The 18723-nt window shown below is 49.7% G+C and carries 16 protein-coding genes; 3 read left to right on the top strand and 13 right to left on the bottom strand.

What is annotated here, in order from left to right; translation table 11 throughout:
• Nucleotides 1-8 precede the first annotated feature (8 nt).
• Both DESAC_RS07530 and DESAC_RS07525 read left to right on the top strand, forming a co-directional pair.
• Entirely contained in the window at nucleotides 9-842 is an 834-nt protein-coding gene (locus tag DESAC_RS07530; RefSeq protein ID WP_013706475.1) for a lysophospholipid acyltransferase family protein, read from the top strand.
• Between the two features lie 22 nt (nucleotides 843-864).
• On the top strand, nucleotides 865-1308 hold the full coding sequence (locus tag DESAC_RS07525; protein WP_013706474.1) for a PaaI family thioesterase: 444 nt from the start codon (nucleotides 865-867) through the stop codon (nucleotides 1306-1308).
• Between the two features lie 123 nt (nucleotides 1309-1431).
• Here the strand turns inward: DESAC_RS07525 and DESAC_RS07520 are convergent, their stop codons facing one another.
• From DESAC_RS07520 to clpB, 6 genes are all read right to left on the bottom strand, one after another.
• Nucleotides 1432-2046, bottom strand: a complete 615-nt coding sequence (locus DESAC_RS07520; RefSeq protein WP_013706473.1) for an MlaC/ttg2D family ABC transporter substrate-binding protein — start codon at nucleotides 2044-2046, stop codon at nucleotides 1432-1434.
• A gap of 3 nt (nucleotides 2047-2049) precedes the next feature.
• On the bottom strand, nucleotides 2050-3447 hold the full coding sequence (locus DESAC_RS07515) for a TolC family protein (protein ID WP_013706472.1): 1398 nt from the start codon (nucleotides 3445-3447) through the stop codon (nucleotides 2050-2052).
• 342 nt (nucleotides 3448-3789) lie between these two features.
• The gene (gene mlaD, locus DESAC_RS07510) at nucleotides 3790-4230 is read right to left on the bottom strand and encodes an outer membrane lipid asymmetry maintenance protein MlaD (RefSeq protein ID WP_013706471.1); all 441 of its coding nucleotides are present in this window, start codon (nucleotides 4228-4230) and stop codon (nucleotides 3790-3792) included.
• 9 nt (nucleotides 4231-4239) lie between these two features.
• A complete protein-coding gene (locus DESAC_RS07505; protein WP_013706470.1) occupies nucleotides 4240-4983 on the bottom strand; it encodes an ABC transporter ATP-binding protein in 744 nt (247 codons plus the stop codon).
• A 3-nt stretch (nucleotides 4984-4986) separates the two neighbouring features.
• On the bottom strand, nucleotides 4987-5757 hold the full coding sequence (locus tag DESAC_RS07500; RefSeq protein ID WP_013706469.1) for an MlaE family ABC transporter permease: 771 nt from the start codon (nucleotides 5755-5757) through the stop codon (nucleotides 4987-4989).
• Nucleotides 5758-6307: 550 nt separating this feature from the next.
• Nucleotides 6308-8884, bottom strand: coding sequence for an ATP-dependent chaperone ClpB (gene clpB / locus DESAC_RS07495; RefSeq protein ID WP_013706468.1), 2577 nt, complete (start codon nucleotides 8882-8884; stop codon nucleotides 6308-6310).
• Nucleotides 8885-9173: 289 nt separating this feature from the next.
• Between clpB and kdsB the strand changes: the two genes are divergently transcribed.
• Nucleotides 9174-9914 (top strand): 3-deoxy-manno-octulosonate cytidylyltransferase, encoded by a 741-nt coding sequence (gene kdsB / locus DESAC_RS07490; protein WP_013706467.1) that lies wholly within the window; start codon nucleotides 9174-9176, stop codon nucleotides 9912-9914.
• Between the two features lie 104 nt (nucleotides 9915-10018).
• On the opposite strand, the gene bioA is transcribed toward kdsB, so the two are convergent.
• The 7 genes from bioA to DESAC_RS07460 all read right to left on the bottom strand — a co-directional run bounded on the left by bioA (nucleotide 10019) and on the right by DESAC_RS07460 (nucleotide 18716).
• Nucleotides 10019-11500, bottom strand: a complete 1482-nt coding sequence (gene bioA / locus DESAC_RS07485) for an adenosylmethionine--8-amino-7-oxononanoate transaminase (RefSeq protein ID WP_013706466.1) — start codon at nucleotides 11498-11500, stop codon at nucleotides 10019-10021.
• 204 nt (nucleotides 11501-11704) lie between these two features.
• Entirely contained in the window at nucleotides 11705-13090 is a 1386-nt protein-coding gene (locus DESAC_RS07480; protein WP_013706465.1) for a sigma-54-dependent transcriptional regulator, read from the bottom strand.
• Entirely contained in the window at nucleotides 13087-15183 is a 2097-nt protein-coding gene (locus tag DESAC_RS07475; protein ID WP_013706464.1) for a response regulator, read from the bottom strand. Before DESAC_RS07475 ends, DESAC_RS07480 begins: the two co-directional genes overlap by 4 nt.
• A 517-nt stretch (nucleotides 15184-15700) precedes the next feature.
• Nucleotides 15701-16186, bottom strand: a complete 486-nt coding sequence (locus tag DESAC_RS07470; protein WP_013706463.1) for a Crp/Fnr family transcriptional regulator — start codon at nucleotides 16184-16186, stop codon at nucleotides 15701-15703.
• A gap of 775 nt (nucleotides 16187-16961) precedes the next feature.
• Nucleotides 16962-17225 carry a hypothetical protein gene (locus DESAC_RS07465; RefSeq protein ID WP_013706462.1) on the bottom strand — a complete coding sequence of 88 codons (264 nt, stop codon included), beginning with the start codon at nucleotides 17223-17225 and terminating at the stop codon, nucleotides 16962-16964.
• Between the two features lie 265 nt (nucleotides 17226-17490).
• Nucleotides 17491-17661, bottom strand: coding sequence for a hypothetical protein (locus DESAC_RS16275; protein WP_013706461.1), 171 nt, complete (start codon nucleotides 17659-17661; stop codon nucleotides 17491-17493).
• The gene (locus DESAC_RS07460) at nucleotides 17661-18716 is read right to left on the bottom strand and encodes a hypothetical protein (protein ID WP_013706460.1); all 1056 of its coding nucleotides are present in this window, start codon (nucleotides 18714-18716) and stop codon (nucleotides 17661-17663) included. The genes DESAC_RS16275 and DESAC_RS07460 overlap by 1 nt, the downstream gene beginning before the upstream one ends.
• Nucleotides 18717-18723 lie beyond the last annotated feature (7 nt).

The following is an 18723-nucleotide window of genomic DNA, read 5'->3' as shown; positions in this document are numbered from 1 at the left end:
CAAGGTTTTTGATTTCTACGGATATTACCAGGAAATTTGCCAGGTTGTGGTATCGCTTGGACCGGCGTCATCGCCTGATTACACTGAGGAATCTTGAATTCGCCCTGGGCCGGGAATTAACCGACAAACAGCGGGAGGGGCTGGCCCAGGCGGTTTTTGATCATTTTATCCGGATTTTTTTTGAGGCCATCGCCCTGCTCTTATTTCCGGCATCGCATATCAGGCGGCGGGTAGTCGTTATCGGCCAGGAACATGCCGAAGCGGCGTTGAAGCAAGGAAAAGGTATCATCGCCATCATCGCCCATGCCGGCAATTGGGAGTATACCGCTTTGGGGTATGGGCTTAAAAATTTTCCTATCGCCATTGTTGGCCGGGAGCATGACCATCCCGTGATGAATCGTATTATCCGTTTTTTGAGGGAGCGCGGGGGCAACTTGATGATTCCCAAGCGAGGCGGTTTTAAGGCGATCATTTCCCTGCTTAAGAGAAATTGCATCATCGGTATGGCAATTGATCAGAATACCTCAACCAGGGGTGGGATGCTGGTTGATTTCTTCGGACACCGGGTCCGCACTACGCCTATCGCCGCTTTACTTTCCCGCCGCCTGGGCACTCCGGTCCTGCCGGTGTTCTCCAGGCGCCTGCCTGACGGCCGCCATTTGATGCATATTCATCAACCCCTGCCCATGATTAACACCTCTGATTATGAGGCTGATATCGAACATCAGGTTCAGGTCCAGACCTACGCAATCGAATCCTGGGTCAGGCGCTACCCCGATCAATGGCTCTGGCTGCACAGACGCTGGAAAAACCGGTATCCGGAGTTATACAACGATTTATAGTACTGCAAAGGTGAGAGAATCCATGAGTGTAAAACAAGAAAAGGTTTTGCAGGCCCTGCGCCGACAGGTGAGTGAACAACCCCTGGCGCCCAAGATGGGGCTTGATCTAATTGAGGTGTCACCAGGCCGGTCTAAGGTAACGATGCAGACAGGTTCCTGGTGTCTCAATATCCTCGGGGGCATCCATGGAACGGCGATCTTCGCCCTTATCGACGAAGCCTTTCAAGCCGCCTGCAACGCTTATGGCACCGTCGCCGTGGCTCTAAATATGACCCTGACTTTTCACCAGGCGCCGCAGGTGGGCGAGGTATTGACGGCCGCAGCCCAGGAGCTCCATCGCGGGGGGCGCACCGCCACCTATCTTATTTCCGTCACCGATAGCGAAAACCGTCTGATTGCTACGTGCCAGGCACTGGCCTATCGCAAGAAGGAGCGGCTTCCCTTCCTACCTGATGACGCGGCATAAAGGTATTTAAATAAACCGGGTCCGTCTGGATGAGGAAAATTAAAGGGTGGGCAACGCTTTCCATTACCCACCCCATACGGTTTCAACTTTCTCAAAATTGAAATCTCTCAACCGGCGGTTGGATTACAATTTTTCGAGATTCTTTTCTTCCTGCAATTTGGTCCGCATCCGGCGCATTAAATCCTGAAACGAGGACTCGCGGATGATACGGCTGAACTGGCTGCGGTAATTGCTGACCAGACTGACTCCTTCGATCACGACGTCGTAAACCCACCATTTGCCATCTTTATCAACCATGCGATAATAAACCGGAATTTGATCATTGCGGCGTTGGATCAGGGTACGCACTTCAATGCCATCGCCATCGTGCCGCTCCGCCTGATACACGACCTTTTCATCCGTGTAGGCCTCGATCTTACTGGCATAGGAACGCTCCAGCAGTTCGCTGAAGACGTCGACGAATTCGGAGCGTTGCCCGGCACTTAAGTTCTTCCAGTTCTGGCCCAGAGAATATCTCGCCATATCTTCATAGCTGAAACGCTGATTGATGACCTGGCGCAACCTCTGACGACGCTGTTGTTTCTGGGACTTCAAAGACTGATCTCCCAGGAGGCGAATCACTTCGTCTACCGTCGTCCGCAATTGGTCTGTGGCCGGACCAGCCCAGGCCGGAGACGAAAATACCAGCACCGTGATCATCAGGCAGCATCCTGACCAGAAGCGGCACCTCTGTATCATAGTTTACTCCTTATAATAGACTTTCTCTCGCAAGTAACTGCCGGTATACAGATTGAGTTGAGCTAAAGAAATATTGTAGTCATAGATAGCCTTAAGAAATTCCCCCCGATTCAGGGCATACTTTTCGATGGCGTCGAAAACCTCTTTAGAGGGAGCTAACCCCATATCGTAGTTAGACAGCGCCGCCACCATCCATTTCCGGGATTCAGTGTAAGCCTTCCGGAAGGCCTGGATATTCTTCTCGGCTTCCCTGGCCTCCAGGTAAGCCTTTTGCACCTGTAGAGGGATATTATCCTGGGCATAATCATTGGTTTCCCGCAGTTTTTGCAGGTCGGCCTTGGCCTCTCTGATTTTCGCCTTCTTGATGCCGAAATCTAGATCAAATTTCATGCCCCCGGCGGCCCCGCCATAGACATGATTAAAGTCATCATAAATAAAAGGATTTTTGATCCGGGTACGGCCAGGCGCCCCGGCCAATGAACCAAAACCGCCGACAAAGAAGGAAGGATACTGGTCGGCCCGGGCGGCATCTACCAGCTTTTGCTTGGCGGTTAAGCCCGCCTTCAATTGCTTGAACTCAGGCCGCAATTCTTGAGCCGTGGTGACATAATGCCCTAAAGATTGCAGGGGTTTTTCGGGCATCGGCAAAGACTGCTCCTGGATTTCCAGGCGTTCCTCCGACTTGAGGCCCATTCTGGTTCGTAAGGCATCATATGCTAATGATTCGGCTTTCTCCGTCAAGTTGCGGTATTTCTCCAACTCCCCGGCATAGGCCTCCAGTTTGTATTGATCAATCTCGGAGACGCTCTTGCTCCGCACCGCCAGGAGACGCTGCAGGATATCACGGGCGTTGTTCAGGAAGCCCTTGACTTCATCAACGGTCTCCTTGCCCACCCGGCCCAGAAGCAGGCCATAATACGCCTCTTTGACCTGCAAAATCGTTTCACCCTCTTTTCTCTGCACCCCGGCTCGGCTGACTTCGATCCCGGCCTTGGCGGCATCCTGACGGAATTGAATCTTCCCGAAGGTGTAGATAGGCTGAACTATTGCAGCAGAGATCCGTCCAAAAATTGTCCATTGATTAATATGTGTCGAGGTATCCGGAGAGTAGACCTGATCGCCTCTAGCCCGGTGGGCTGGCCCTACCAATCCCAAGCCTTCGATGGTAGGTAATTTATGCGCCGCCGCCTCATCGTGCTTGGCCTTGGACATCTCTACTTCCTGCTTTGCCTCCCTGACTTCCGGGCTGTACTTCAATGCTTTCTCAATGCATTGGTCCAGGGTATAGCCCGCCGCCGCCGCAGTCGGTGCGGTGGCAAAAAGCCACAATCCCAGCAACGATAACAGCAAACCCAGAGACCATTGCCCCATCCTGCGTCCACTAATCCATCTTTCTGCCATGGTTCTTCCCTCCCCTTCCGGAACCAGACCTGGATTTTATGCACTATTTTACATATAAATTGCAGATAATGGCAATATTATTGTTTCTGGTGTCGAGTCTCAAGTTTCAAGGTTAAAAAAGACTCAGGTTTCGTATCTTACGCGGTGAGAGCTGAGAAAAGGCCGGGAGCATTTCAAAGCAAAGGGTATCGAAATTTCTCCTCAGCTTTATACGTTTCACTTAAAGAGGAAACTGGCCAGAGACAAGCAGCGCCGGTCCCCGCAAAACCCTTGCAAAAGAACGAAATGGGGCGGTGGTTCTACACTATCTATCAACAAATCTGCGGTTTGAAACCTGAAACTTTAGACCTTACCCTGAATGAATTTACCGATGAGTTCCTCCCACTCCAGGACTGACTCGGTATGCCGAATCCTGCCATTCGGCGGGAGCGGCTCATCAGCACCCCCGACAGAAAGTTTTATGTACTTATCTCCAATGATCCCTTTGGTCCGCACGGAGGCAATGGCGTCCTGATATACAATCACCCCTTTGTTGATATTTAAAACTACATGGGCCATGTTTTCCCGGTTGACACCAATTGATTCCACTTTGCCGACGTCTACTCCCGCCACCTCAACTAAAGCCCCGACCTTTAAACCGGAAATATTGTCAAAATCGGCCGTGAGTCTATAACCTCCCCCCAAAAATTCCATCTCACCCAGGTGTATGGCCAGGTAGGCCAGGCAGACGAGGCCGATGATGACAAATACACCCACCAGGAGTTCTATACGGGCTTTCTTCATGATCCGATCTTATTCCTCGATATATTCAGGATTTCCTTGAATAAACTTCTGCACCAGAGGGTTGCTGTCCTGTTGAATCTCTGCCGGAGTGCCATAGGCAATGATTTTGCCCCGATGTATCATGGCTACCAGATCGGCAATGGCAAAAATCTGCGGGATGTCGTGGCTGACCACTAAGGCGGTGTAATCGCTTTTTTGCTGGGTAGCGGTGATCAATTGGAAGACCGAGTTAGTCATCGGCGGATCTAGTCCGGTCACCGGTTCGTCGAAGAGGACAAGTTCCGGCTCTTGGATCAAGGCCCGAGCCAAGGCTACGCGCTTCTTCATGCCACCGCTTAACTCATCGGGATATTTGTTTTCCATGGCCGCGGTTAGGGCTACTTGCGACAACCTCTCTCTGGTTCGGTGGATTATTTCGGCTTCGGCTAATGTGGTCTTCTCCCGCAGCGGAAAGGCAACATTATCAAAAACCGTCATTGAATCGAAGAGTGCCCCACCTTGAAAAAGCACCCCAAAGCGTTGTTTGAGTCGCTTTAAGGTTCGACCCCGTGCCTGGGTAATATCGACGCCGTCAATAAGAATCTGACCGCTATCGGGCTTTAATAATCCGACGATATGTTTGAGCAGGACACTTTTGCCGGTACCGCTTTTGCCTATAATGACCGTGATCTTCCCTTTGGGCACTTCCAGGTTGATGCCATCGAGCACCACCTGACCATTAAAGGCACGGACTAGATTAATAATCTGAATCATAGGCTACATGAAAAAAGACGTCAAGACATAGTCCCAGCCAAGGATTAAAATTGCCGCCAGGACTACGGCCTCAGTAGTGGATTGGCTCACCCCCTCGGCCCCGTGGGATGTAAAATACCCCTTATAACATGCCACCAGGGTTACCGTCAGACCAAAAACTATTGACTTCACAAAGCCGCCATTAACATCCAAGGTCTCCACACTCTGAATCATGCCGGAAAAGTAACTGCCTGAACTGACTCCCAACATGACCACTCCGACCAGATATCCTCCTACGATGCCGACAAAATCAAAAAATGCCGTCAGCAAAGGCACGGCAATCAGGCCGGCAATCACTTTGGGCATAACGACGTATTGCATCGGATTAATCGCCATGGTATCCAAAGCGTCCAATTGTTCAGTAATACGCATAATGCCGATCTCCGCCGTAATCGCCGAACCGGCCCGGCCGGTTACCATCAGAGCAGTCAAAACCGGCCCCAATTCCCTGATCAGACTGAGGGCCACGGCAGACCCCAGGGCGCTTTCGGCGCCGAATTTTCTTAGCGTATAATAACCCTGGAGACCCAACACCATGCCGGTAAACATCGCCGTCAGCAGAATAATAGAACTCGACCTGACACCGATAACGTAAACCTGTTTAACGAGATTAAACGGTTTATACGGCGGCAGGAAAAAAAGTCCCAACGTCTGGAAGAGAAACAACTGCATCCGGCCCGCTTCCTGGATAAAATCAATGGTGGCGCGTCCCAGGGTGCGAAGCAGATCTTTCATAACAGGGTCTCACTTTAAGTGGCAAGCTGGCGGACCATTAACAGATTTAACCATCAGAACGCTTCGGCTCCCAGGCTCAGCGTCCTGATAGATATACTTCTCTATGATAAAGAGGGTTTCCGGTCCAGGTTTTAAGAAGAGATGGCGATATCAGTATCTATTAAAAATTTTTTGAAATATACCACCCATCAATTTCATCTCGAAGCCTGAAACAGCTACCTCGAATTTCTTATTAAGCTAACATGATATGTTCAATTAGCAAGTATAATCGGAAGGAATGCGATCAGCCAAGACAATTCGACAATCTATACGCGAGCCTCGGGTAGGCAATAGGCTTGGAATAACGGAAAAATAGTAGAGTGGGAAATTTTTTTCTTGCAGGGTGGGTCTCAGACCCACCCTAGAAACTAAATTGGTAGGGTGGAAAAGCGCAGTGCCTCCCGCCGCAGTCGGAACATGATCGCTGCACAGGCTAGAACGCCCGTGCCACCGGCAGATTATTTTCATGATGCGCGGGTAACATCAGGTCCATCTCAATAGCTTAGTGCATCTAGGTTCTGGCGAATGTCAAACCCGCGGCATCTGCATCGATTTGTACAGTGTCTCCCTCAATAAACTCACCGCTGAGCATAAGTTTGGCCAAACTATCCTGCACCTGACGCTGAATTGCCCGCCGCAACGGTCGAGCGCCATAAACCGGATCAAACCCGGCCTCGGCCAGGAAGTCGCGGGCCCTATCGGTGAGTTCAAGGCGGATGCCGTGCTCCTCCAACCGCCGGACCAGCTTCTGGACCTGCAGGTCAACGATCTGCCTGAGATGCGCTTTATCCAGACGGTGGAAGATGATGATATCGTCCACCCGGTTGAGGAATTCCGGTTTAAAATGGAAACGCAAGGCCTCCATGACCTTACGGCGCATCTCTTCTTCATCTGTCACTTCCATGATGTATTGGCTGCCGATATTCGAGGTCATGATCAGGATGGTGTTCTTAAAATCTACCGTCCGGCCATGCCCGTCCGTCATGCGGCCGTCATCCAGGATCTGCAGCAGGGCGTCGAAGACTTCAGGATGCGCTTTTTCGATCTCATCGAAGAGGATGACCGAGTAAGGCCGGCGTCGCACTGCCTCGGTCAACTGGCCTCCCTCCTCATAGCCTACATAGCCCGGGGGCGCCCCGATAAGGCGCGAAACGGTATGCTTCTCCATATATTCGGACATATCCAATCGGATCATAGCCTGTTCGGAATCAAAGAGAAATTCGGCCAGGGCGCGGGCCAACTCGGTCTTGCCAACACCCGTGGGTCCCATAAAGATGAAAGAACCCATGGGCCGGTTGGGATCCTGGATGCCGGAGCGGGCGCGGCGAACGGCATTTGAGACCGCTTGCACCGCCTCGCTCTGGCCCACCACGCGGTTTGCCAGTCGTTCTTCCATATGCACCAGCTTCATTTTTTCGCCTTCCAGCAGCCGGGTCACAGGAATTCCCGTCCATTTGGCCACCACTTCGGCGACGTCTTCGGCATCCACCTCTTCCTTCAGCATGGCGCCATCTCTTTGCAGTTCGGCCAGTTTATGGTTTTCAGCTTCCAGTTGTTTCTGCAGATTCAACAGGGCACCGTAGCGCAATTCGGCCGCTTTGGCTAGATCGCCTTGACGCTCCGCCTGCGCTTCGGAGATCTTGGTCTGCTCAATCTGTTCTTTGATCTCACGGATATGGGTGATGGCGTCTTTCTCCTGTTGCCAACGCACCTTCATGGCCGCCGTCTGTTCTTTCAGGTCGGCCAGAGACCGATCGATCTTCTCCAAACGCTCAAGCGAGGCCGGATCATTTTCCTTTTTGAGAGCCTGACGCTCAATCTCTTCCTGGCGGATGCGGCGCTCCACTTCGTCAATTTCCGCCGGCAGGCTGTCGATCTCAATACGCAGCTTGCTGGCCGCCTCATCGATTAAATCCACGGCCTTGTCCGGCAGGAAACGGTCGGTGATATATCGTTTTGAGAGCGTCGCCGCGGCGATGATGGCGCTGTCTTTGATGCGAACTCCGTGGTGCACCTCGTAGCGCTCCTTCAGGCCCCGCAGGATAGAAATAGTATCCTCTACCGAGGGTTCAACAGCTAAAATGGGCTGGAACCGCCTCTCCAGGGCTGCATCTTTTTCGATATATTTCCGGTACTCGTTCAACGTGGTCGCGCCAATGCAGCGGAGTTCCCCCCGAGCCAGGGGCGGCTTTAACATGTTCGAGGCATCCACGGCACCCTCGGCAGCACCGGCCCCCACAAGGGTGTGCATCTCATCGATAAACAGAATGATCTTGCCATCCGATTCCACAACCTCTTTGACTACTGCCTTCAATCTATCTTCGAACTCCCCCCGATACTTGCTGCCGGCGATAAGGGCTCCCATATCCAGGGTAACGATCTGTTTGTCCTTGAGTGTCTCGGGAACGTCGCCATTGACGATCCGTTGCGCCAATCCCTCTACTATCGCAGTCTTGCCCACTCCCGCTTCGCCGATGAGCACCGGATTATTTTTTGTCCGGCGGGAGAGAACCTGCATGATGCGGCGGATCTCCATATCTCGACCGATAACCGGGTCAAGCTTGCCGGCTCTGGCCAACTCAGTCAGATCCCGGCCATATTTCTCCAATGGTTGAAACTTCTCCTCCGGTGATTGATCAGTAACCCTTTGGGAACCCCTCAGAGCGGCCAGGGCCTGCATGACAGCCTCGGGATGAATACCCAAAGAAGCAAGCAGGCGCCCCACATCGCTGTTCTTGGCTCTTGTCAGGGCCAGAAACAGGTGCTCGGTAGAAACGTAATCATCCCGCATCTGGGTGGCCTGTTTATAGGCATCGTCCAAGACCTGGTTTAATTCTGGCGCAAGGTAGAGTTGCGCCGCCCCGGATACCCGGGGATACCTGGTTATGATATCTTCAACCCCCTGAATGACCTTCTGAGGTTCGACCTCCATCTTTTTGATGAGAGGTCTTACCAGACCATCTTCCTGGGCTAGCAAAGTCCTTAACAGATGCCCCGCCTCCACCTGCGCCTGGCTCATGGTCTGGGCTAACTCATGAGCTCCCTGGACAGCCTGTTGGGCTTTAATGGTGAACTTGTCAAATCGCATGGTAATGCTTATCCTCCCACGGTTTGCGCCCTAGCAGAATGTAACTGTACCAATTTCGGTCTGTCCCGAAACCAACTGTGACCATAATAATTTAATTCTACTAGATCTTTTTACCGGAAACCGGCAACAATATTACTCATTAAGGTAAGATTAATATTGTTGATGTCAAGTTATCTGAACATATTACACCGGGAGAAAACCCTCCTTAAGATATTTTTTGACAAACCCCAGGGGTTAAGATACGAATCAGGAGTACTTGAAGATTCCCTCAAACCCGAAGGAGACCAGTATGCAGATTGTGGCGATAATTCCGGCTCGCTACGACTCTAGCCGCTTTCCCGGAAAACCTCTGGCCCTCATCGCCGGGAAACCGATGATTCAATGGGTGTATGAACAGGCCGGGCAGGTTCCGGACCTCTCCGAGATTTATGTGGCCACGGACGATGATCGCATTGGCCGGTGCGTTCATTCGTTTGGAGGAAAGTATATTTTAACCTCGAAGAATCATCTTTCCGGCAGCGACCGGCTGGCCGAGGCCGCCGAGATTATCGGCCTGTCTCAGGAGGCCTTGGTAGTCAATATCCAGGGTGATCAGCCGGTTTTCCCACCCTCTTTGATTACTCAGGTAATCGCCCCCCTCCTACAGGAACCGGAAACCGATATGGCTACCCCTATACGCCAGCTATCCGATCCGGCAGCGGCCGTCAATCCCAATATCGTAAAAGTTGTCTTCGATCATCGCAATTTTGCTTTATATTTTTCCCGCTCCCCTATTCCACATTATCGCGATGACACGCAAGATGCCGTTTATTACAAGCATATCGGCATTTACGTCTATCGGCACGAATTTCTCCAACGTTTTGTCCAGCTCCCGCCGGGGATCTGGGAAACTGCCGAAAAACTGGAGCAACTGCGCGCCCTGGAACATGGACATCCAATTAAAGTAGTAAAAACGACCGGTGAGACCCTTGAGGTTGACGTACCTGAGGATCTCGCGCGAGTGGAGGATTACTTAAATCGTAGGGGTTAAAAAGAGTCTGCTAGTGGGAGGGATATCTTTAGATAGATCGACGCACCACCGGTGGCAGGGATCATTGCAACCGCGTCAGATTAGCCTTTAGCCATGCCAAGCCCTCATTGGCAGGCCTGATCAATAGCCTGAATGGTAATATCGAGGAGGCTTTTTAATTCATCCAGAGATATGCTCAGGGGCGGCATAAGGACAACCACATCCGCCAGCGGTCGTAGGATGGCCCCCAATTTTCTGGCAGCCAGGGTTACCTGATGCCCCCGACGCTCCTTTGCCGGGTAGGGCTCCTTGGTGTTTTTATCCAGCACCAATTCAATGCCCACCATAAAGCCGCGCTGGCGGATATCTCCGATGTGCGGATGTTGGCTCCACTCTGCTAGCCTGGTAGTCAGATAGGCAATTTTGTCCTGAAGATGATCGATGACCCGCTGCTCCTCAAACAATCGCAGGCTGGCTAAAGCGGCGGCCGCGGCCAAGGGATTGCCTGTATAGGTGTGGCCGTGAAAGAAGGCCTTAAAATCGGCAAATTCCCCTAAAAATGCCTGATAGATATCTTCGGTAGCCAAGGTAGCCGCCAGGGGAAGATATCCGCCGGTCAGGCCCTTGGCCAGGCAGAGCAGGTCCGGTGAGACGCCTTCATGTTCACAGGCAAACATCTTGCCGGTACGCCCGAACCCGGTGGCCACTTCATCAGCGATAAGCAGCACTTTATAGTGATCAGCAATCTGACGAACCTTCTTCAGGTATCCCGGGGGCTGAGGAATCATACCACCCGCCCCCTGCATCACCGGCTCCAGAATAATGGCGACCGTCTCATGCCTGCGGGCGTCAACAAGGGCCTCCAGGGCCTGTAAACATTGACCTTGACAGTTTTGCTGCTCCGGACAGCGGTAACAATAGGGATTGGGGGCCTCGGCCGTCGGAAGAAGTAGCAGGTCTTTAAATATCCAATGGAAGAGACGGATACCCCCGACAGAGACGGCCCCTAACGTGTCCCCATGGTAAGCCTCTTTGAGCCTGATAAAAAGCCGCCTTTGGCGCTCACCCCGTAATTGCCAATATTGGTAGGCGATTTTCAAGGCCGCTTCGACCGCAGTAGAGCCGTTGTCTGAGAAAAAAACCTTATCCAAACCTGGAGGAGTTATCTCCACCAGGCGCCGGGCCACCTGAATGGCAGGAACATTGGCTAACCCCAGCATGGTGGTGTGGGCAATCCTGCCGAGCTGTTCCTTGATGGCAGTATCCAACTCCGGATGGCGGTGGCCGTGCACATTTGTCCAGAGCGAAGATACACCATCTAAATAACGGTTGCCGTGGATATCATACAGATAAACCCCCTGACCACTCCGGATAATAAGAAGCTCTTCCTGCCGAAAACCCTGCATCTGGGTAAAGGGATGCCAAAGGTGGGCATGATCCCAAGCCACAAGTTCATGGTAATTGTCGTACATAGAATAATTCTCTCGAGCCGCCGGGGCTGGCGGCCACCAGTAGGTTAACCAGTCTCCATCCGGAAAGTCCTTTATTTTTTGGGTAATCCCTTTTAGCCCGGATAATTCATCAAAATCCCATATACCCGGTGGCACAGGCTTTCCAGCCTGTGCAAAAAAAACAGTCTGTATTTCAGGTAAGCCTGTTAATCTATGGCATTAAAATGAGTTAGCTATCTTTTTCAAAATACCATGAATAAAGCGGGTTAGAGGCGTGATAACCCCGCCTCTACAATCAATATTTCCGTTTTCCCCTTTGTGCTGCCAGGGCCACCGCCGCAGTTTCCGGATGGGCACTAACTAATTGTAGGTCTCGTTATTTTTACGGGGGTCTTCGATCTGATGTTGACGCATCTTATTGAACAGGGTAGTCCGGCTAATCCCCAACATCTGAGCCGTTGTCTGTCGATTCCAGTTATTCTGCTTTAAACATCTGAAGAGGATTCTCTTCTCTGCCTCAGCAACTGCAACCGCAAGAGTCAAGTCTTCCGACTCTACACTACGCATCGGATCTTGCCTTAGCTCCTCGGGCAGCCCCTCCGGAATGATGAAATCCCCTTGCGCCAGAATAACTGAACGTTCAATAACGTTTTCCAACTGTCGGACATTGCCGGGCCATTGGAAATTGTAACATAATTGCAGGGCGCTCTTGGAAATTCCTCTGACCTTTTTATTGTGGGCTTCATTAAAACGTTTGATAAAATATTCTATCAGCGGTTCGATATCTCCAAGCCTCTCCCGGAGCGGTGGAATAAAAAGCGATACGACGTTTATCCGATGGTAGAGGTCCTCTCTAAATCTCTTTTTTTCAACTTCCTCAGTCAGTGGGGTATTGGTTGCAGTAATAATCCGGACATCGGTAGGAATGGATTCATTGCCGCCGACCCGCTCGAAAATCTTTTCCTGCAATACCCGCAGGAGTTTGATCTGACAGTTGAGAGAGGCGCAATTGATGTCATCGAGAAAAATAGTCCCACCGCCAGCCTCCTCAAATTTTCCTTTTTTATCGCGCATAGCGTTCGTAAACGCTCCCCTAACATGACCAAAAAGCTCGCTCTCCAAGAGTGTCTCAGCTAATGTGCCGCAACTCAACTCCACATAAGGTCCGTCACTGCGCATGGAATGGCGATGAATATACTTGGCCAAAATGGATTTGCCGGTGCCGGATTCACCGGTTATCAGAATGGTTGCCATCGTATCAGAAACCATATGGATAATATCCAGGAGTTCCGTCATCTTCCTATCTTTAATGATAATACGCTCATCCAACTCCCACGGCCGGATTTTTTTCTTTAAGGATCTGATCGATGCCAGCAATTGTTTCTGCTCAAGCGCCCGCTTGATCGTCAATTTAAGACGGAGATCATCAATAGGTTTTGTAATGTAATCATACGCTCCTAATTTTATCGCCTCCACCGCGCCGTCGATGTGACCATGACCGGTTATAAAAATTAACAATGAATCGACGCTATTACCTCTGACTTCCTTAAGCAGTTCTATACCATCTATGCTCGGCATACGTATATCAGAAAGGATAAGCGAATACTTCGTTTCACGCAGTTTTTGCAGGGCATCCATGCCATCTAACGTCGAATCGACTTCATATCCCTCTATGCCAAGCATCTCTCGTAATGAATTGCATACCAATTCATCATCATCGACGACTAAAATATCTTTTTTTCTCAATGGGTAACCCTCGCAAACCGATCTTTCGGTGCTTTGGCATGGAACTCATCAGGCAACGGCAACCTGACAATAAAATCAGAACCCTGACCTAAAACACTTTGCAGGGATATATGGCCATGATAACGTGCAACTATCTTTTGACAAATGGCCAACCCAAGGCCCAAACCCTGCCCCTCGCTCTTTGTCGTAAAAAATGGTTTGAAGATATTTTCCAAGTTTTTGGGATCTATCCCCGGACCGTTATCCTTAAAGTGTATCTCAAGATCATCTTTACGTTCTTGACCGATGATTTCTACCTTGCCACCCTCCGACATAGCCTGAATAGCGTTCTTGATAAGATTTACAAAAACCGTATAGAGGTCTGTGCCGAAAGATATCTCTTCAAAAATCGGCGCTGTTGACAACACAATCTCCACCCGCTGTTCTTTGGTCTGCAAAAGCAATATCTTGACGGCTTCACGCAGTTGGCTGAGGAGGGTGTCTTGAGTCTTCAAAATACGGTTCGGATTGGCCACATTCAAGATCGAACTGATTGCCAACGACATCTTTTGCAAACCTTTTTGGGCTTCTGATAAATACCTCGCAACGTCCTCGCTGCTGTCTTTCTTCAACTGCGCCAAAGAGATATATCTCTTGACCCCGTCTAAGGGATTATTCAGTTCATGCACCACACAGGTGGATAACTTTCCCATGATCGCCAGGTGCTCATAAAGAGCCAATCGCTGCTGCATCTGTGATATCTCAGTAATATCCTCCAAAACAATCATGATCTGTTGACCGAGAGCCGGCGAGTCGAACCGCATCAGTTGCGCTAAACAGATGCTATTCCCGTGCTCCGCATGGGCCATGGCTATCCGACCACAATCTATGGCTTTCTCCCCTTGAAAAATCCTCTCGAAACACTGTTGCAATCTCTTATGATCCGAAGATGAGAGTCCCTTCATAAAAGAAAAGATCTCTGAGCCAACGCGGGATTTTCTCCGGTCACATAATCTGACAAATGTCGGATTAAGGTAACAGATCTTTAAATTCTGATCCACTACCGCCAAACCCATAGAAACTGGGGTACTGAGATGATCAAAACATTCTCTGACATCTATCAGCTCAGCGCGAGATGACTTCAAGAGAGCATCGATACTGCGGCTTTTTGCTTCATATTCGCGGTGTTGCAGGTTTTCTGCAAATATCCGGGCCAACAGCCAGACTAAAAAGAGTTCCCGGGGACTAAATTCCTTCAGGTCACAACGATCAGCCAGATTGATCACGCCCCAACTCTTTTCCCCAATAATCGGCGCGACGACAAAGCTGTTGGTGGCATAGCGTTTGCGCTTCTGATGATGATAGAATCGAGGCTCCAGGGCCACATCGGCTACGAGTAATGGCCGTCCGGTTTGCAGGACGTAACCCATGACGCCTTCTCCGGGTCGAATGCTTTTCAGATCGATGTCATAATTCTGATTATCACTTCTCGCGGTACATTTAAGATGAATCCCCTCCTGATCGAAAAGAAAGATTGATCCTCGGGAAGCCATCGTAATTTTCTGGGCACCCTGTAAAAAAATCTCGGATAGCTGGTTCAGGTCCTCGATCTGCTTGGCCTCCTGACGGATACTTTCCAAAATTTGAAACTCATCCGCCTCCGGGGCCAGCTCCAGGACCTGCAAACCCAACGCTTCAGCCCCTTTTAATGTCCATTCCAGTTCTTGGGTCGCCTGACGCAGCTCGTTAAACTTAAGAGCCCGCTCAATGGAATACAAAAGATCCTCCGGATAAACGGGCTTGGCAATATAATCGAAGGCCCCTAACTTGATAGCCGCCACCGCATCCCGAATAGTGGCAAAAGCAGATAACATAACCGTGGTGAGATCAGGGTATAGCAGACCGATCTGCTGGAGCAGCTCCAAGCCATCTATCTCTGGCATTTTTACATCACTTAAAACCAGGTCATAACGGCTTTTCTCTAAAAATTTTAATGCCTCTAAACCATTGGAGGCCACATCCACAATATATCCCCGATCAACCAGAATTTTTCGGATAATCTCGAGAACCGCTGACTCATCATCCACTACTAGGATTTTTGCCGACTTAGGCATATTATCTTCTCTTATCCTTTACCTACCATGTTTAACAATCGTTACTGACATAGAGACCCCAGGAAGCAGACAGCCTTGGCCCAACAACCCCGGCGAAAGGCAACTACGGCCTCAGCAACGCCAAGATTACCTCTTTCTCTCTTATCGAAAAATCTCCTCATTAAATTAAGAAAATCGGGGAGAATATTTTTGATTGTTAATTTATGTTAACATAGTTGTTCAAATTTATAAACACTAATGGTAAGAGAAAAATATACTCTATCAGTATGGGTCTATTGTTCATTGGGGATTGAACGATAACTTATGCAAGATTCCTGCCGGGCATGAACGATGCAGTAAATAATCTCATGGTCGGAATCTGATTTTCGGCCGCTGGTCAGAAAATTAATTCCCACTACAATCAAAGCAAAATGGCCAGGCAGTTTCTTCTGAGGATTTTTTCAATGTTTTTGGAGGAACAGCCAGCTACCGCACCTATAACAAAATCCGGATTTAGGATAATCTTTCAAGATGGACATTAAACCGGTTCGCGACAGACCAAACGGACTGGAATTTCTTTGAAAACATTATAGAGCCTCGTCTTGGCCCTCTCATACCGCTGAAAATAAATATAGGCTACCTCTGACATTACCTTAAACCCCACCTGATAATCCTGATCGAAAATTTTTTCCAACTCCGGAACGTCGATTGCGATAACTGAAGAAGGTTCAATACAGGCTGCTGTGAGGGAATAAAGTTTCAGACCCAGCATAGAACCGATGCCGATTATCCCTTTGGGACCGCGGCGCTCATACGAAATAATTGTCTCATCATCGACCACATCGTCCAAACTGACCATACCATCCAGGATAATGTACATGTGACGGGCTGGGGTGTTCTGTTGATAAATGACCGAGCCCCTTGGAAATTCCTGCTGCTCACAGCAGGTTAGCACACCGGCCAGTTGCTGTTCATCCAAATTGGCGAAGGGTGTGGTGGTTGATAACAATCGTATGAGGCCCATATTCCTCTCCTTGTCCCCAAACCTAGGTTCATTACCCATAAGTTATCAGCAAACCAAGAAAATCATTTACCGGTGGTACAGGCTTCCGGCCTGTACAAAGGTTATATTTTAATTAACTCGAAACTCAGAAGTTATTTTTGAGTATTCCTGCTCCGTTTTTAGAAAATCGGTAACCAGAAACCGGGAATGATTTATTCTCATTATGTCAAAATTGCCAGCGGAGTCAAGATAAGTATACAAGATGGCTTCCTCCCCAAAAAAGCCCAGGGAGCGCAATTATAAACGCCCCTCACAGCTAAAGAAGGAATTAATCCCTGAATTAAACAACTTATCAATACTATTATCATATTATCTCGCTAGGAGTACAAACTTTGGGGGGGGAAATAGGGCCAGACCCTATTCCCCCCAAGATTTCCCTTCGTAACCCTTCAGTTGTTGGGGCAAATAGAAGATTCACCCCTATGGATGGGCCTGTCGGTGCTGTAGTGCTGTAGGATGGGCACCGCCCAGCATTCCTTGATCTATTCTCTCCTGTAGCTGAAGTATTACTTACGGCGTTGTGCCAGAGTTCAGTCTTCTGAGGATTTAGGTATGTTACTCTGTTTGCCCCCCCCTTATCCCCCCCTAAACGGAGGGGAAAATTCCCTTCCCGTTTACGGGGAGGGTTAGGATGGGGGGGGGTCATCTTTTCCTCAACACGCTGAACTGTTACGGGGTTGTAAGCTGATACAGGCAATATGAATCCGATTGCAGTAATGATCCATATAATCTGTTATCATCGCGTCACCCTTCCTGCCTGATCATGTTGGTGGTAGTTCACTGCATACCATAATTTATCTATATCTGATTGATACCCGTCGAATTCTTTGCGACCTAAAAATCGTATCGGCAGCGACTCCCGACAGTTATGAGCCAGCCGATGTAGTTCTTCCAATTTATCCTCAATCCGATGCAATATCCGCCAAAATAAAAAACCAACCAGACTCATTAAAACACCAATGACCGCCATTAAAAAATTGATATATTCTCTTAATTCCATAGAAAGAATACACCTGCCTCTCTCTCCTAATCTTATTCTTCGATTGATAGCCTCGCAAAAAGTCAAAAACTCAAAATTTTGTTGCCGGGCTGACTCTGATAACCATTCGCCTCATATTGGCATTACCAGGAGAATACAGTTCCGAGTTTCTAGTTGAACAGATTGAGGCCATAAAGCCACTGTTAGTTTATTTCCACAGCTTAAGGGCAATTTTGCAAGAATAACAATTACACTAAAATGGGAATGACTTTTACAGACTTATCTATTATTGTAATACCTTAGTCACTCCCGCCCGCAGCGCCCCCAACCCCAAGGCCCCCAAAATCCCCAGAATGGCCTCGTAGGTTCGATCGTCAATAAACCCGGCTATCCGGGCAAAAACCGCTGCTGCAATCAAACCCGCGACAAAATAAGTTTTCTTTCCCGAAAGATTCATTATTCCTCCCAACCCACCGCCCAGAATAGTTGCTGAGCAGTGTTCTCATTTGAAAGATACAGGTTATTCCCATCCAAAAGCTGGCAGTCAAACTGCCCGGCCCCACGCGATCCGATAAAATCTGTCGCCGGTGGGGATAGATGCACCAATACCGTCGGCTCAACGCCGTCGTATGATAAAGCCGCCTTGACATCGTAACCGTTCGTCGCGGTCGCCAGACCATGCAATCTTTTGGCTAAAGGCGGAACATAATAACTTAAATCCAGCAGCTGGTAACCGTTTATGGCGCCTGAAACGATCAATCGGCGAGAACCCCAGGCAACCGAATTTTTATTTTTCATAAACGGGAGCAGATTACTGGAGGAGTCATTGAATATCATACCTAAATAGCGAAAATTCGTGTTGGGCAGGACAATGAGCCAATCCCCCCGAGCCATCGTCAGAACCGAACCCGAATATGTCAGGGTCCCGCCACTACCATTGTCGCTGTTATTCGCTATAATAGGGCGTACTAATCCCTTCGAGGCCCCTGACAACACCAGGATCTTACAACTCTGCAGTTCGTTGCTGATAAGGCCATATCCGATATCCGCACTGTCGCCATTGTTGCGCAGGGTGATAGTCTGGGCCACCTGCGAAGCATAACGCATCACCGGCATGGCCTTCAACGTGAAGCTCGTATCAGAGGCCCCCGCAATAGCATAGACGCAGTACCACTGATTGGCTTTTTCATTACCCCAAAAGCGGGCCGGGACGCCGAAATCCATAACGGCCTCACTGCTATTCTCCCGATATCTGCCGTCCGCCAGGGAACCGTCAACCATCTGGCCCGTATGAAGCGGCGATGGAAATCCCGACATCATGATTCTGGCCCGGCAATCGGCGGTTGAGGGCACTTGTACCCGGACCGCGTCAATCCAAACCAGATCCGGTGGATAATTCAATTCGAAGGCCTCAATGATGGCCCTTTCGATAGAGTCAAAATCAGCTTTGAGTATGACCTGACGGCCTGTCCCGCCACCCCATTTACTCTGTGGTAGGTCTGCTAAACCCATGGTTGCC

This window comes from Desulfobacca acetoxidans DSM 11109, assembly GCF_000195295.1.
Classification (GTDB): domain Bacteria; phylum Desulfobacterota; class Desulfobaccia; order Desulfobaccales; family Desulfobaccaceae; genus Desulfobacca; species Desulfobacca acetoxidans.
Note: the sequence above shows the minus strand (reverse complement) of the source record. Positions and strands in the feature narration are given on the sequence as shown.

Excerpts from the sequence above, each read along its gene's own strand:
- DESAC_RS07525 (WP_013706474.1), top strand. The coding sequence starts at position 865 with ATGAGTGTAAAACAAGAAAAGGTTTTGCAGGCCCTGCGCCGACAGGTG.
- DESAC_RS07520 (WP_013706473.1), bottom strand. The coding sequence starts at position 2,046 with ATGATACAGAGGTGCCGCTTCTGGTCAGGATGCTGCCTGATGATCACG.
- DESAC_RS07515 (WP_013706472.1), bottom strand. The coding sequence starts at position 3,447 with ATGGCAGAAAGATGGATTAGTGGACGCAGGATGGGGCAATGGTCTCTG.
- mlaD (WP_013706471.1), bottom strand. The coding sequence starts at position 4,230 with ATGAAGAAAGCCCGTATAGAACTCCTGGTGGGTGTATTTGTCATCATC.
- DESAC_RS07505 (WP_013706470.1), bottom strand. The coding sequence starts at position 4,983 with ATGATTCAGATTATTAATCTAGTCCGTGCCTTTAATGGTCAGGTGGTG.
- DESAC_RS07500 (WP_013706469.1), bottom strand. The coding sequence starts at position 5,757 with ATGAAAGATCTGCTTCGCACCCTGGGACGCGCCACCATTGATTTTATC.
- clpB (WP_013706468.1), bottom strand. The coding sequence starts at position 8,884 with ATGCGATTTGACAAGTTCACCATTAAAGCCCAACAGGCTGTCCAGGGA.
- kdsB (WP_013706467.1), top strand. The coding sequence starts at position 9,174 with ATGCAGATTGTGGCGATAATTCCGGCTCGCTACGACTCTAGCCGCTTT.
- DESAC_RS07475 (WP_013706464.1), bottom strand. The coding sequence starts at position 15,183 with ATGCCTAAGTCGGCAAAAATCCTAGTAGTGGATGATGAGTCAGCGGTT.
- DESAC_RS07470 (WP_013706463.1), bottom strand. The coding sequence starts at position 16,186 with ATGGGCCTCATACGATTGTTATCAACCACCACACCCTTCGCCAATTTG.
- DESAC_RS07465 (WP_013706462.1), bottom strand. The coding sequence starts at position 17,225 with ATGGAATTAAGAGAATATATCAATTTTTTAATGGCGGTCATTGGTGTT.
- DESAC_RS16275 (WP_013706461.1), bottom strand. The coding sequence starts at position 17,661 with ATGAATCTTTCGGGAAAGAAAACTTATTTTGTCGCGGGTTTGATTGCA.
- DESAC_RS07460 (WP_013706460.1), bottom strand. The coding sequence starts at position 18,716 with ATGGGTTTAGCAGACCTACCACAGAGTAAATGGGGTGGCGGGACAGGC.